Source organism: Oceanimonas sp. GK1, assembly GCF_000243075.1.
Taxonomy (GTDB): domain Bacteria; phylum Pseudomonadota; class Gammaproteobacteria; order Enterobacterales; family Aeromonadaceae; genus Oceanimonas.
This window is the reverse complement of record NC_016745.1, coordinates 817,259-830,195: the sequence shown is the minus strand read 5'-3', so window position 1 is coordinate 830,195 and position 12,937 is coordinate 817,259. Positions and strand designations below refer to the sequence as shown.

The 12,937-nt window shown below is 63.4% G+C and carries 10 protein-coding genes; 5 read left to right on the top strand and 5 right to left on the bottom strand.

All coding sequences use genetic code 11. The features are described from left to right. Positions 1–345, bottom strand: coding sequence for an iron-sulfur cluster insertion protein ErpA (erpA, locus tag GU3_RS03965; protein WP_014291264.1), 345 nt, complete (start codon positions 343–345; stop codon positions 1–3). 171 nt (positions 346–516) lie between these two features. On the opposite strand from erpA, the gene hemL reads away from it, so the two are divergent. Continuing rightward, on the top strand, positions 517–1,803 hold the full coding sequence (gene hemL / locus GU3_RS03960; protein WP_014291263.1) for a glutamate-1-semialdehyde 2,1-aminomutase: 1,287 nt from the start codon (positions 517–519) through the stop codon (positions 1,801–1,803). Between the two features lie 142 nt (positions 1,804–1,945). On the opposite strand, the gene GU3_RS03955 is transcribed toward hemL, so the two are convergent. The 3 genes from GU3_RS03955 to hrpB all read right to left on the bottom strand — a co-directional run bounded on the left by GU3_RS03955 (position 1,946) and on the right by hrpB (position 7,273). Continuing rightward, positions 1,946–2,371: a VOC family protein gene (locus GU3_RS03955; protein WP_014291262.1), complete on the bottom strand. Its 426-nt coding sequence runs from the start codon at positions 2,369–2,371 to the stop codon at positions 1,946–1,948. Positions 2,372–2,507: 136 nt separating this feature from the next. Beyond that, positions 2,508–4,838 carry a penicillin-binding protein 1B gene (mrcB, locus tag GU3_RS03950; RefSeq protein WP_014291261.1) on the bottom strand — a complete coding sequence of 777 codons (2,331 nt, stop codon included), beginning with the start codon at positions 4,836–4,838 and terminating at the stop codon, positions 2,508–2,510. 2 nt (positions 4,839–4,840) lie between these two features. Beyond that, positions 4,841–7,273, bottom strand: a complete 2,433-nt coding sequence (hrpB, locus tag GU3_RS03945; protein ID WP_041542913.1) for an ATP-dependent helicase HrpB — start codon at positions 7,271–7,273, stop codon at positions 4,841–4,843. A 237-nt stretch (positions 7,274–7,510) separates the two neighbouring features. Between hrpB and GU3_RS03940 the strand changes: the two genes are divergently transcribed. Both GU3_RS03940 and thpR read left to right on the top strand, forming a co-directional pair. After that, complete coding sequence (locus GU3_RS03940; protein ID WP_014291259.1) at positions 7,511–9,739, top strand: EAL domain-containing protein; 2,229 nt, start codon at positions 7,511–7,513, stop codon at positions 9,737–9,739. Positions 9,740–9,778: 39 nt separating this feature from the next. After that, a complete protein-coding gene (thpR, locus tag GU3_RS03935) occupies positions 9,779–10,300 on the top strand; it encodes an RNA 2',3'-cyclic phosphodiesterase (protein ID WP_014291258.1) in 522 nt (173 codons plus the stop codon). Positions 10,301–10,492: 192 nt separating this feature from the next. On the opposite strand, the gene sfsA is transcribed toward thpR, so the two are convergent. Continuing rightward, on the bottom strand, positions 10,493–11,197 hold the full coding sequence (gene sfsA, locus GU3_RS03930) for a DNA/RNA nuclease SfsA (RefSeq protein WP_014291257.1): 705 nt from the start codon (positions 11,195–11,197) through the stop codon (positions 10,493–10,495). A 281-nt stretch (positions 11,198–11,478) separates the two neighbouring features. Here sfsA and dksA point away from each other — a divergent pair, with 281 nt between their 5' ends. Continuing rightward, on the top strand, positions 11,479–11,931 hold the full coding sequence (gene dksA / locus GU3_RS03925; RefSeq protein WP_014291256.1) for an RNA polymerase-binding protein DksA: 453 nt from the start codon (positions 11,479–11,481) through the stop codon (positions 11,929–11,931). A 15-nt stretch (positions 11,932–11,946) separates the two neighbouring features. Beyond that, positions 11,947–12,870: a tRNA glutamyl-Q(34) synthetase GluQRS gene (gluQRS, locus tag GU3_RS03920; RefSeq protein ID WP_014291255.1), complete on the top strand. Its 924-nt coding sequence runs from the start codon at positions 11,947–11,949 to the stop codon at positions 12,868–12,870. Positions 12,871–12,937: the final 67 nt, after the last annotated feature.

The window sequence follows — 12,937 nt, the reverse complement described above, 5'->3', positions numbered from 1 at the left end:
TCAGATGCTGAAGGAAGAGCCACAGCCGCAGGTGCTGGTGGCATTGGGGTTGGTGACCAGAAAACGGGAGCCTTCCAGGCCTTCCACATAGTCGACGGTACCGCCCACCAGGTATTGCAGGCTCATGGCATCCACCACCATGACGATGCCGTTCTTTTCGATCACGGTGTCGCCGTCGTTGCTGTTTTCGTCAAAGGTAAAGCCGTACTGAAAACCGGAGCAGCCGCCGCCGGTGATGTATACCCGCAACTTGAGATTGGGGTTTTCCTCTTCGGCGATCAGGGACTTGACCTTGTTGGCTGCCGCATCGCTCATCTGGATCGGCAGGGGGACTGCTTCGCTCATCACTACCTCGTTTATGTCGGTGTCGGCAAAATTATCCAATACCCGACCAAACAGTTCAAGTATTGTGCGAAGTGGCGTGATTCTCGGCCTGTGCGGATTTTGTTATAGTCGGGCTACACCGGCCGCCCTGAGCGTGGCCTTTCGCGACCATGAACACCAAGGATTATGTGCATGTCCAAGTCTGATGACCTCTTTAACCAGGCCCGCCGCGTTATTCCCGGCGGCGTCAACTCGCCGGTTCGCGCCTTTAGCGGCGTGGGCGGCACGCCCCGCTTTATCGAGCGCGCCGACGGCGCCCGCATGTATGATGTGGACGGCAACAGCTATATCGATTACGTCGGCTCCTGGGGTCCGATGATCCTGGGCCACAACGCCCCCGTGGTGAAAGAAGCGGTGATCGAAGCCGTGTCCCGCGGCCTGAGCTTTGGCGCCCCCACCGGGGTGGAGGTCACCATGGCCGAGAAGGTCTCCCAGCTGGTGCCGTCCATGGAGCAGGTGCGCATGGTCAACTCCGGCACCGAGGCCACCATGAGCGCCATTCGCCTGGCCCGGGGCTTTACCGGCCGGGACAAGATCCTAAAGTTTGAAGGCTGCTACCACGGCCACGCCGACTGTCTGCTGGTGAAGGCCGGCTCCGGCGCCCTGACCCTGGGCCAGCCCAACTCGCCGGGCGTGCCCGCCGACTTTGCCAAGCACACCCTGACCTGCACCTTTAACGATCTGGACTCGGTGCGCGCCGCCTTTGAAGCCGCCCCGGCCGACATCGCCTGTATTATCGTGGAGCCGGTGGCCGGCAACATGAACTGCATTCCGCCGGCGCCCGGTTTCCTCGAAGGCCTGCGCAGTATCTGCGACGAGTTCGGCGCCCTGCTGATTTTCGACGAAGTGATGTGTGGTTTCCGCGCCTCTCTGGGCGGCGCCCAGGCGCGCTTTGGCATCAAGCCCGATCTCACCACCCTGGGCAAGATCATCGGCGGCGGTATGCCAGTGGGCGCCTTTGGCGGCCGCCGCGATGTCATGGAGCACCTGGCCCCCACCGGCCCGGTGTATCAGGCCGGCACCCTGTCCGGCAACCCGGTGGCCATGGCCGCGGGTCTGGCGACCCTCAACGCCATCAGCCAGCCCGGCGTGTACGAGGCCCTGGAGCAAAAAACCCAGGCGCTGGTAGACGGCCTGCAGGCCGCCGCCGACAAACACGGCATTCCCTTTACCACCAACCGGGTCGGCGCCATGTTTGGTTTCTTCTTTACCGAGGAGAACAACATCAGCAGCTACGAGCAGGTCACCCGCTGCGATCTGGATGCCTTCAAGCGCTTCTTCCACCTGATGCTGGACCACGGCGTCTACCTGGCGCCCAGCGCCTTTGAAGCGGGCTTTATGTCTCTGGCCCACGGTGATCAGGAAATTGCCAACACCCTTGCCGCCGCCGACAAGGCCTTTGCCGCGCTGAAAGGCTAACTAACAGTCGACCCTAAGAAGCAACAGCAGGGATTGCCGTAACCGACCGTCACATGCCAGGGACGGCATGTGCCGAGCGCCACATGGATGTACTTGCAGCGTGTCGGTGGAGGTAACCCTGTTGGTGCTTCGTGCTTGCGCCCTACTCCGGCCGCTGTATCTCTACCAGCGGTGCCTCCAGCAGCTCCACGCTGTTGCCATCCGGATCCATGATGAACACATAACGTTCGCAGGTCTGCCCCGGCACCGGTGACGGCTTGTCCGCCAGCAACCCGGCCCCGTGCAGACTGCTCAGGGCGTCGTCCAGATCGTTCACCTGCAGGGCAAAATGTCTGAGCCCCAGTCGGTGCCCATGGGCCCAGGGCGGCAGCGCCGACAGCTCCGGCTCATCCGCCGGACGAAAACAATACAATTCCAGTCGCGCCTGCCCCAGGCGCAAATGACAGATCTGGAGCTCACCCTGCTCATCCTGCCAGCGATAATCGGGCTCAAAGCCGAGCCCCTTGTAAAACCCTTCGGCCGCATCCAGGTTTCGCACGTTAAGGGTCACATGATGAAAAGCAAACATGGCGCTCACCTCCGTCTGTTCTATTGAGCATATACGGAGTCAACCGCTTTCACCTGTTGCAGTGAGGAAGGAAATGCAGATGGGAAGGGGTAAGCGAGACACAGGGTGAGGCCTCCCTGCCCCACCCCAGCACTGCTCAGCGGGCGAAGTCGAAAATATCCCGCAGCCAGCCGCCGACCTGCTCGCCGGAAGGCAGCTCGGGCAAGGACGGCTGACAACCGCGCATGGGCGGCAGGCCCTGAGTACGGGCCGGCAGCAGACGGGTCGGCTCGCAGCGGGGATCCGCCGGCTGGCCGTCGCGAAGGGCAAAGTTCACCTGATCAATGCCCGGCGGCGGCGTCAGCTCCAGGGAGTCGACGCCACGGCCATCCAGGTAGCGGCTGTACACCCGCAGGGCCCCACTGGCGCCGGTCAGCCCGGTCACGCCGTTGTCATCCCGACCCACCCAGGCGGTCACCAGCTCCTCGTTGTCGAGGCCGGCATACCAGGCATCACGCAGATCGTTGGTGGTGCCGGTCTTGCCCGCCATCACCCGGTTGGGAAAACGCGCCGCCAGATGGGCCGCGGTACCGCCGGCCACGGTGCGGGTCATGGCATAGAGCCCCAGGTAGCCGGCTTCCGGCTCCAGCACCTGCCTGGCCCTGGCCGTGTGCTGGTACACCAGCTCGCCGTCTTCGTCCTGAATGGCGCGAATCGAGGTCAGCGGCTGATACAGGCCCTGATTGGCCAGGGTCAGATACAGCTGGTTCACCTCAAGGGGGGTCAGCTCCAGGGTGCCCAGCATCAGGGACGGATAAGGCGGCACCGGCTGCTCCACGCCCATGCGCTTGAGGCCGTCGACTATCTTGTCGAGCCCCACCGCCATGCCCAGGTTCACCGTGGGCACGTTGAGGGACTTGGCCAGGGCATCCACCAGCAACACGCTGCCGCGATACTGGCGGTCATAGTTCTTGGGCCGCCACACCTGGCCGCCTTCGCTGCGCAGGGTGACCGGCTCGTCCTTGAGCAGGCTGGCCAGGCTGTAGCCGTTTTCCAGCCCCAGGGCGTACACCGGCGGCTTGATCAGCGAGCCTATCTGACGACGGGCCGACAGCGCCCGGTTAAAGCCGGCAAAGGAAGGATCGGCGCCACCCACCACGGCACTGACCTCGCCCTTGCGCCAGTTGGAGACCACCATGGCGGCCTCCAGATCCTGGCGTTTGGTGCGCTCACGCAATTGCTTGATCTGCTCCGCCACCGCCTGTTCGGCGGCATGCTGGGCAATGGGATCCAGGCTGGTAAAAATACGCAGGCCGTTCTGGTTCAGAAACTCGGGGCCAAAACGGGTTTTCAGCTCGTCTTTCAGCAGGCCCATAAAGGCCGGGGTACGGCCATAACCCATGCGGCCCCGCTCAATCAAGCCCAGATCCCGGCCACTGGCCGTTTCATAGGTCTGCCGGTCGATGTGGCCTTCGTTGGCCAGCAGCCGCAGCACCAGATCGCGCCGCTCCCGGGCCCGCTCCGGGTTGCGCCAGGGATCGTAAAACGACGGCCCTTTCACCAGGGCCACCAGCAGTGCCATCTGATCCGGATTCAGCTCGTTGATGGGCAGGCCGAAATAGAAATAACTGGCCAGGCCAAAACCAAAGACTCCCTTGGAGCCATTTTGTCCCAGGTAGACCTCATTCAGGTAGGCCTCGAGGATTTCGTCCTTGTCGTAGCGAAAGTCGATGATCAGGGCCATGTAGGCTTCCTGCACCTTGCGCCACAGGCTGCGATCCTGGCTGAGGAAGAAGTTCTTGGCCAGCTGCTGGGTCAGGGTACTGCCGCCCTGCACGGTGCGCCCGGCCTTGATGTTGACCACCAGCGCCCGCAGTATCGCCAGCGGCGATACGCCATCATGCTGGTAGAAATCCCGGTCTTCCACGGTGATCAGGGCCTGCACCAGCAACTCAGGCACCTGGTTCAGGCGCACCAGCAGCCGGTCTTCCCGCTCCTCCACGCTGAGCCGGTCGAGCAGCACCGGGTCCATGCGCGCATAGCCCAGCTCCCGGCCGTTGTCCGGGTTCTGCATGCGGCTCAGGCGCTGGCCGTCAAAGCTCAGCAGCAGGGTGCGGGCCTGCTCGGCACCATCGGCAAAGTTGAACGGCCGGCGGTGGATGTCGATGCGGTTGCGGCTGACCGCATACTCACCGGGCCGTGACGGGCTGGCCACCTTGCGGTAGTTGAGCAGTTGCAGCTCGCGCAGCATTTGCGCATGGGACAGCTTCTGCCCCGGGAACAGTTCCAGCGGCCGGCTGTACACCAGCGCCGGCAGCGCCCATTTCTGCCCTTCAAAGCGGGCGCGCACCTGGCTGTCGAGATAGATGCCGAAGGTGCCTACCAGCACGGCGCCCACCAGGGCCAGCTTGAGCATCAGCCCCCAGCCGAACCGGCGCTGCTTTTTGACCGGCTTTTTACGGGTCTTGCGGGTTGTCTTTTTTGCCATAATCAGTGCTTCATGTGTTTTTTGGTGTGCCAGGTTGGCGCCGTATTGGCGGGATCATCGGGCCACGGGTGTTTGGGATAGCGTCCGCGCATTTCCTTTTTTACCTCCTGGTAGGCTCCTGCCCAGAAGGCGGCCAGATCCCGGGTCAGCTGCAGCGGCCGGCGGGCCGGCGACAGCAGCTCAAGCACCAGCGGCACCCGGCCCTCGGCCAGCAGCGGCGAGCCGGCCTGGCCGAACATTTCCTGCAGTTTCACCGGCAACACCGGATCTTCCTCTGCCCGGTAACGAATCGCCGCCCGCGTGCCGGTGGCGAGTTCAAGATGGCCGGGTAGCAGGGTATCCAGCAATTGCCGCTGTGACCAGTCCAGCCGGCTCAGCAAAATGGCACTCCAGTCGAGTTTGGTCAGCTCGTCCCAGCGGCCGAGCCCGTGCAGGTGCGGCCCCAGCCAGTGTTCCGCCTCGGCCAGCCAGGCGTCTTCATCACAAGGGGAAAATCCCCGGTCGGCCAGTTTTTGTCCGGCCAGCTTCAGGCGCAGCCAGATTTGCCGGGCCCTTTCGTCCAGGGGCAGGGCACTCCAGCCCCGTTTTTGCAGCTCCTGCAACAGACATTGCGCCCGCTGCTCGGGGCTGACCGAGTCCAGCGGCGTGCTTCTCAGCACCAGCCGGCCAAAGCACCAGTGGCGCTCGGCCCGCACCCGGTTGGCAGCGTCGTCCCATTCCAGCTGCTCGCGCTCGCTGAACCGCTCCGGTACAAAACGCTGCAACTGGGTCAGTGCCACCGGCTCGGCGGCCTGAATGAACACTCCCCGCTCGCCCCGGCTCAATGCCGCGACCGCCAGCCACTCCTTGCCGGTCAGCGGGCTGCCATCGGGCAGATCGGCGCTGAGCCCGCCGGCCAGGCCATAACGTCTGAGTTTGCGTAACTGCCCCACCCACTGAGGCCGGGCATTGGCCAGCAGCGGTCCCACATAGGTGCCCACCGGCTCGGCCATGGGCTGTCCGGCCCGTTCAAACCAGCGCCGGGCGGCGGCCTTGAGACGACCTCTGGCCGCCAGCAACTGGCCCGACAGCGGTCCATCACCGGGACGCCCCTCCTCCAGCAGCGCCAGCAACCAGGCGGCATCGGCCAGGGCGCCGTCGTGGCCCCGCTGCTGCCAGTCGAGGGCGGTGAGCAACAGCTGACCCAGCCAGGGCTCGGTGCCCAGCTGCCAGACCCGGCGGCCCAGGGCGGTGAGCTGGTTGCCGGTCAGCAGTTCAAGGGCTTCCAGCTCGGCCCGGGCCGCCGCCAGCAGCGGCGCCGGCGGTGGGGTCAGCAGCGGCAACTGCTCGGGCTCGGCCCCCCAGGCGGCACATTCCAGCACAAAACCGGCCAGCGAGCTTTGCTCGATTTCCGCCGGCCGGCGCGGCGCCAGCCGCTCCTGTTGCTCTTTGCTCCACAGCCGAATGCAGGTGCCCGGTTGCAGACGCCCGGCCCGGCCGGCACGCTGGGTGGCCGAAGCCTGACCGATAAGCCGGCTGTGCAGCTGGGTCAGGCCGGCGTCGGGATCAAACCGGGCCTGGCGCTCCAGCCCCGAGTCCACCACCAGGCGAATGTCTTCAATGGTGAGCGAGGTTTCCGCCACATTGGTGGCCAGCACCACCTTGCGCCGCCCGTCCGTCGCCGGCGCAATGGCCGCCTGCTGTTCCGCAAGGGAAAGACGACCATAGAGGGGCCTGAGTTCAACGTCTTCAGGCAGCCGCTCGCGCAGCCACTCCTCGGCCCGGCGAATTTCCCGCTCCCCGGGCAGAAAGGCCAGCAGGCTGCCCGCTTCGCGCCCCAGGGCGTCAAGTACCGCCCGGCCCAGGCTTTCTTCCAGCGGGCTGTGCTGGTTGCGGGGCCGGTATTCCAGCGCCACCGGAAAACTGCGGCCCCGGCTCACCACCAGCTCGGCCTCGGGCAGCAGAGTATCGAGGGCCAGGCCGTCGAGGGTGGCCGACATCACCATGATCTTGAGATCATCGCGCAGCGCCTGGCATTCCAGGGCAAAAGCCAGGGCCAGGTCCGCCTGCAGGCTGCGCTCGTGAAACTCGTCGAAAATCAGCAAGGACACGCCGCCGAGCTCGGGATCCGCCTGCAGCATGCGGGTCAGCACCCCTTCGGTGACTACCTCCAGCCGGGTCTGCTTGCCGGTGCGGCTTTCGCCGCGCATGCGGTAGCCCACGGTCTGGCCGGGCTGTTCACCCAGCTGGGCGGCCAGGTACTGGGCAATGGCGCGGGCCGCCAGCCGGCGGGGCTCCAGCATGATGATGCGACCGGGAATGGCGGCCTGTTGCAACAGCCACAGCGGCAGCCAGGTGGACTTGCCGGCGCCGGGGGGCGCCTCAACGATGATCTGGCTGGCCGCCAGGGCTTGCTGCAATTGAGGCAATGCCTCTGTGATGGGTAGCTGGTTCACGCGCGTACTCGGCTGACTTGAAAAACCGCTGTATTGTGCCAAAAGTCCGCGAAAAGGACTATGCGGCCGTGGTTCGTCCCGCGCCGGTGGTTCCCCACTCCAGCAGAACCGCTGTATAGTGGTTTGCAGGTAATCCAAGACGGTTTATTACGCTGATTTAGGCATTGTTGTGTGGTCGTGCCTGGTGCCGTGAAACCACCAAACTCAAACGCTTCTCAAGCCAGGTAAGAGACATCAATGCTTAAATTCAGGCCCTGCCGCCTTTATACCCTGATGGTATTTGTGTGCGTATTCGCCGCCGGGGCGTATTACACCCACCTGAATATTCTCGCAGACCGCAAGGAACAGCGGCTGCTGATGGAAGAAGTGGTGGGTGTGCAGGCCGCCGCCATCGAGCGGCGCCTGAACCGCTCGCTGTCATCGACCTATATCCTTGCCCAGGAAGTACGCCGCAGCCACGGCCAGTTCAGGGATTTCGACAAGTTCGCCGAAGAGGTGATGCAGACCCTGGGCGGCGTATCCAGCCTTCAGCTCGCGCCCGAGGGCATCACCCGGTATACCTACCCGCTGGCAGGCAATGAAAAGGGCCTTGGCCATAATCTGCTGGTGAGTGACAAACGTAAAAAGGAAGCCTGGGAGGCCATCAGGAGCAAGACCCTGACCCTGGCCGGCCCCTTTATGCTGGTACAGGGCCGAATGGGCATGGTGGGCAGAAACCCGGTGTTTCTGGAACAAAACGGCGAGTCGAGTTTCTGGGGCTTTGCCACGGCCTTGATTTATCTGGATGACCTGCTGGCCTTTACCGAGCTGGATCAACTGCAGCAAAAAGGCTACGCCTTTGAACTGTCCCGCCTGCATCCCGACACCGGCAAGGTGGACGTCTTTGCCCACTCCGCCCGGCCGCTGGATAAGCAGCGAGTGACCAAGCGCATCGGTGTGCCCAATGGCGAGTGGACCCTCGCCATGAGCCGGCCCGCCAGCTTCGCCTGGCAGATTGGGGTGGGCATTCTCCTCAGCCTGATCACCGCGACCGTGTTCGCGCTGCTGATATACCGTATTCTGCGGGAGCCGGCGCGGTTGCGGGAGCTGGTGGCACAACAAACCGCCCAGCTGGAGCAGCTGGCCTTTTATGATGAGCTCACGGGCCTGGCCAACCGGCGCTTTTTCACCGAACAGCTGGATCAGGCGATTCTGAACAGCCAGCGGGAAGATGAGCCCCTGGCGCTGATGTACCTGGATCTGGATGACTTCAAGCGCATCAATGATGCCACCGGGCATACCGACGGCGACCGGTTGCTGATGGAAGTAGCCCGGCGACTCACCGCCACGGTCCGGAAAACCGACATCGTCGGGCGGTTGGGAGGGGATGAATTTGCGGTCGTGCTGGTACACATCAAAAGCGCCGGCAACGCGCGCCGGGTGGCGGAAAAAATCATTCGCAACCTCAGCAAACCGGTGCCGCTGGCCCAGCACGAGGCGGTGGTGGGCACCAGTATTGGCATTACCCTGGCCCCGAAGGACGGCACCAGCAGTGGCGACTTGCTGCGTAACGCCGATCTGGCCATGTATGTCTCGAAACGGGCGGGTAAAAACCAACTTTCCTTTTACAACACCGACATGCAGGAGCAGGCGCTGTATTCGATACAGCTCGAGGAAGAATTGCGTCAGGCCGTTCGCCGGCAGGAATTTGCTCTGGTGTTCCAGCCCATCGTCTCCCTGGCCAATGGCCGGCTAGTAAAGTTCGAGGCCTTGCTGCGCTGGCATCACCCGGTGCGGGGCACGCTGGCGCCGGACAGCTTTATGGAGGTGGCCGAGCTGACCGGCCTGATTGTGCCCATTGGCTACTGGGTAATAGAAGCGGCCTGTGGCTTTGTGCGCCAGCAACAGCAGGCCGGCCGCACCGTTCGGCCGGTGGCGGTCAACCTCAGTGTTTGCCAGTTGCGAGAGGCCGACTTTGCGGACAGGGTGGCGGCCCTGCTGCAGCATTGGCAGGTGCCGCCCGGCTGGCTGGAGCTGGAAATTACCGAGTCCCTGCTGATGGAAAACGTCGATCTGGCCATGGCCCTGATTGAGCGCCTGAAGCGCCTGGGGATTCGCATTTCCATCGATGACTTCGGCACCGGCTACTCCTCGCTGTCACAACTGCGCCAGTTGCCGGTCCATGCCCTGAAGATCGACCGTTCCTTTATTCAGGAGCTGGAAACCTGCCCCGTTGATCAGCAGATGGTGGAAGCCATTACCGCCATGGTGCACAAACTGGAGCTCAAGGTGGTGGCCGAAGGCATTGAAACCGGGCCGCAAATGCAACGGCTCAAGGCCATCGGCTGTGATTACGGCCAGGGCTTTTTGTTTGCCCGGCCGCTTTCCCCCGAGCAGGCGCTGCAATACCACGGCCACAGGGAGCTGGTGGGGAGCGACGCCACCACCAATACTGAACACGCCGGTGTGCTGAGCGCCGGTTCATGATGGCCACGAAAGCAACGGACAACCAGGCGAGAAGCAATCATGGCAAATGATGACAACCGGCTGTTCCTGGCCTTTCCCGCCGAGCAGCTGGCCCCGGCACTTGAAGCACTGCAACACCGGCTGGCCCTGCCCGGCCGGCGCATTCCACCGCACCAGCTGCACCTGACCCTGCACTTTCTCGGCCAGTGCAGCCCGGAGCAGCAGTCCTCACTGCTCACACAACTGGACCGCCTGCCCCTGCCCGGTATTGAACTGGAGTTGGACCGGCTGGGCTGCTTTCCCCGGGCCGGCGTGGTGTGGCTGGGGCCGAGCCAGCCGCCGCCGGCGTTAATGACCCTGGCCGAGACGGTGGAGCTGAAATGCCGGGCCCTGGGCATTGGCAAGCCTCACAAGGCCTACCGTCCTCACATCACCCTGTTTCGCCACTGCAAAACCCATGATCTGCCCGTCATCACCCCGGTCCCTTACCGGCCCCAGGCGTTGTGTCTGTACCGCTCCACCCTCACCGACCAGGGGCCGGTGTATGAATGCCTTAAGCGCTGGCTCTTGAAGAGGGATTAGGGACTGGGTAACCACAAACAGCACAGAGGTGATTCGCGGTGATAACCGGGATTGCCGTATTCGACCGTCACATGCCATGGATGGCATGTGCCGAGCGTCCCAAGGAAGGGCTTGAAGCGTGTCGAAGGAGGCAACCCGGTTATCGCAGCGCTGCCCCCGCTCCCGAAGGCGGCTTTCACGGCACCTTGGTGTTTAAACCGCCACCGGCACCGGCTGGGACAGGGTCATGCCCTCGAGAGAAATATCCGCTTTCCAGGCCAGACATTCCACGCCGGCGGCCACGGCCTCGCGCACCAGCGCGGCATATTTGGGGTCCAGGTGTTCGGCCGGGCTGACTCGCGCAATGCCGGTGTGCAGCACGCAAAACAGCATCACCGCCCTGTGACCGGCCTGAGCACACTCCATCAGCTCGCGCACATGCTTCTGTGCCCGCAGGCTCTGGGTATCGGGAAAGAAGCCCCGCCCTTCTCCTTCATGCAGGGTTACGCTCTTCACCTCCACATAACAGTCGGGCAAGTCGGGGCCACTTAGCAGAAAGTCGATGCGGCTGCGCTCGGCGCCGTAGCGCACCTCGCTACGCACCCTGTTATAGCCCGCCAGGGCCGGAATGCGCTGCTCACTCAGCGCCTCCGCCACCAGCTGGTTGGCCCGGCTGGTGTTCACGCAAATAAGGTGGCCGGCGTCATCCCGGCACAACTCCCAGGTATGGGCATACTTGCGTTTCGGGTTGTCGGAGGTGGAGTAATACACCGCCCAGCCCGGCCCGGCACACCCGGTCATGCGGCCGGTATTGGGGCAATGCAGGGTCAGTTCCCGCTCATCGACAATAATATCGGCCAGAAAGCGTTTATAGCGCTGAATCAGCCGGCCGTGGCCCAGGGGAGAGGAAAAACGCAAAATAATACCTATAGTTGTGGGAATGACATGAAATGGTAACCGTAGCAAGGTTCGGGGCTCCAGCCTTGAAAAGCGCAAGGCTCGCCCCCATCTGGTGAGCTCACCACAAAGAGAGACCGCCTCTTGGGTTTGTCGGTGGCTCCTGTTGACCCTTCGAAGTGGTGCAGGGACCACTTTCGCAGAAACCGCACGGTAAAATTGCTTTGCCAATATGCTTTCTGCTATAGATAGCCGCTTCTCAAATTTGGTTGGCGCAATATTTGCTTTTTAGGAGATACGGAATGCCAGCAGTCGAAACCAAAAAATCTCTCGGTATTCTGGCTATTGCCGGTGTGGAGCCCTACCAGGCCAAGCCCGACGAAGAATACATGAACGAAGAGCAGAAAACGCACTTCCGCAAAATTCTGGGCGCCTGGCGCAATCAATTGCGCGAAGAAGTGGATCGTACCGTGGGCCACATGAAGGACGAAGCGGCCAACTTCCCCGACCCGGTTGACCGGGCCGCCCAGGAAGAAGAGTTCGCCCTTGAGCTGCGCGCCCGTGACCGGGAACGCAAACTGATCAAGAAGATCGAAAAGACCCTGCAGAAAATCGAAGACGATGACTTCGGCTTTTGCGAGCACTGCGGCGTGGAAATCGGCATTCGCCGGCTGGAAGCCCGCCCCACCGCCGATCTGTGCATCGACTGCAAGACCCTGGCTGAGATCAAGGAAAAGCAGATGGCCGGTTACTGACCGGCCCTTCACGCCATGAATACCACAGCGCCCGACCGCTACACAGGGCGCTTCGCCCCCTCTCCCAGCGGTCCCCTTCACTTTGGCTCCCTGATTGCCGCTCTCGGCAGTTACCTGCAGGCTCGCCGCCAGGCGGGACAATGGCGGGTGCGCATTGAAGATCTGGATCCGCCCCGGGAAGTGCCCGGCGCCGCCGACGATATTCTGCGCACCCTGGAGGCCTTTGGCCTGCACTGGGATGGCGAACTGGTCTATCAGAGCCGGCGCCATCACCGGTATCAGGAGTTGCTGGACGACTGGGCCAGCCGTGGTCTGACCTACCACTGCCACTGCACCCGCAAACAAATTGCCGCCGCCGGGGGGCTTTACAACGGCCACTGCCGCGGGCTGGGCCTGCCGGCGCAGGGCGCCGCCGTGCGGCTGAAAATGACGGCGCCGGTGTATGGTTTTCACGACCGGCTGCAGGGCGAGGTACGAGTGGCGGCCGCGCTGGCACAGGAAGACTTTATTCTGCGCCGGCGCGACGGCCTTTATGCCTACAACCTGGCGGTGGTGATCGACGACATGGATGCAGGCATTACCGAGGTGGTACGCGGGGCCGATCTGCTGGAGCCCACGGTGCGCCAGATTGCCCTTTACCGGCTGCTGGGCGCCCCCGAACCGGGCTGGCTGCACCTGCCGCTGGCGGTGCACCAGGGTCACAAGCTGTCAAAGCAGAACCACGCGCCGCCGCTCGACAGGCGGGCACCGGGCCCCGCCCTGTGGCAGGCCCTGGCCTTTCTTGGCCAGCAACCGCCGGCGGAACTGTTTAACGCCGGGGCGGCGGAGCTGCTGGCCTGGGCCGTGCCCCACTGGCAGTTGCAGCGGGTACCGAAAGGGCCGCAAATCGCGCTGGATGACGCCGACAGTTCGCATTTCCAGCGCCCTGCGCTATCATAGTGCGCCGATTTTTCAACCCCGAGCCCCGCGAGGTGTCCCATTTTTTCCCAGATTGCCGGCTTTTGTA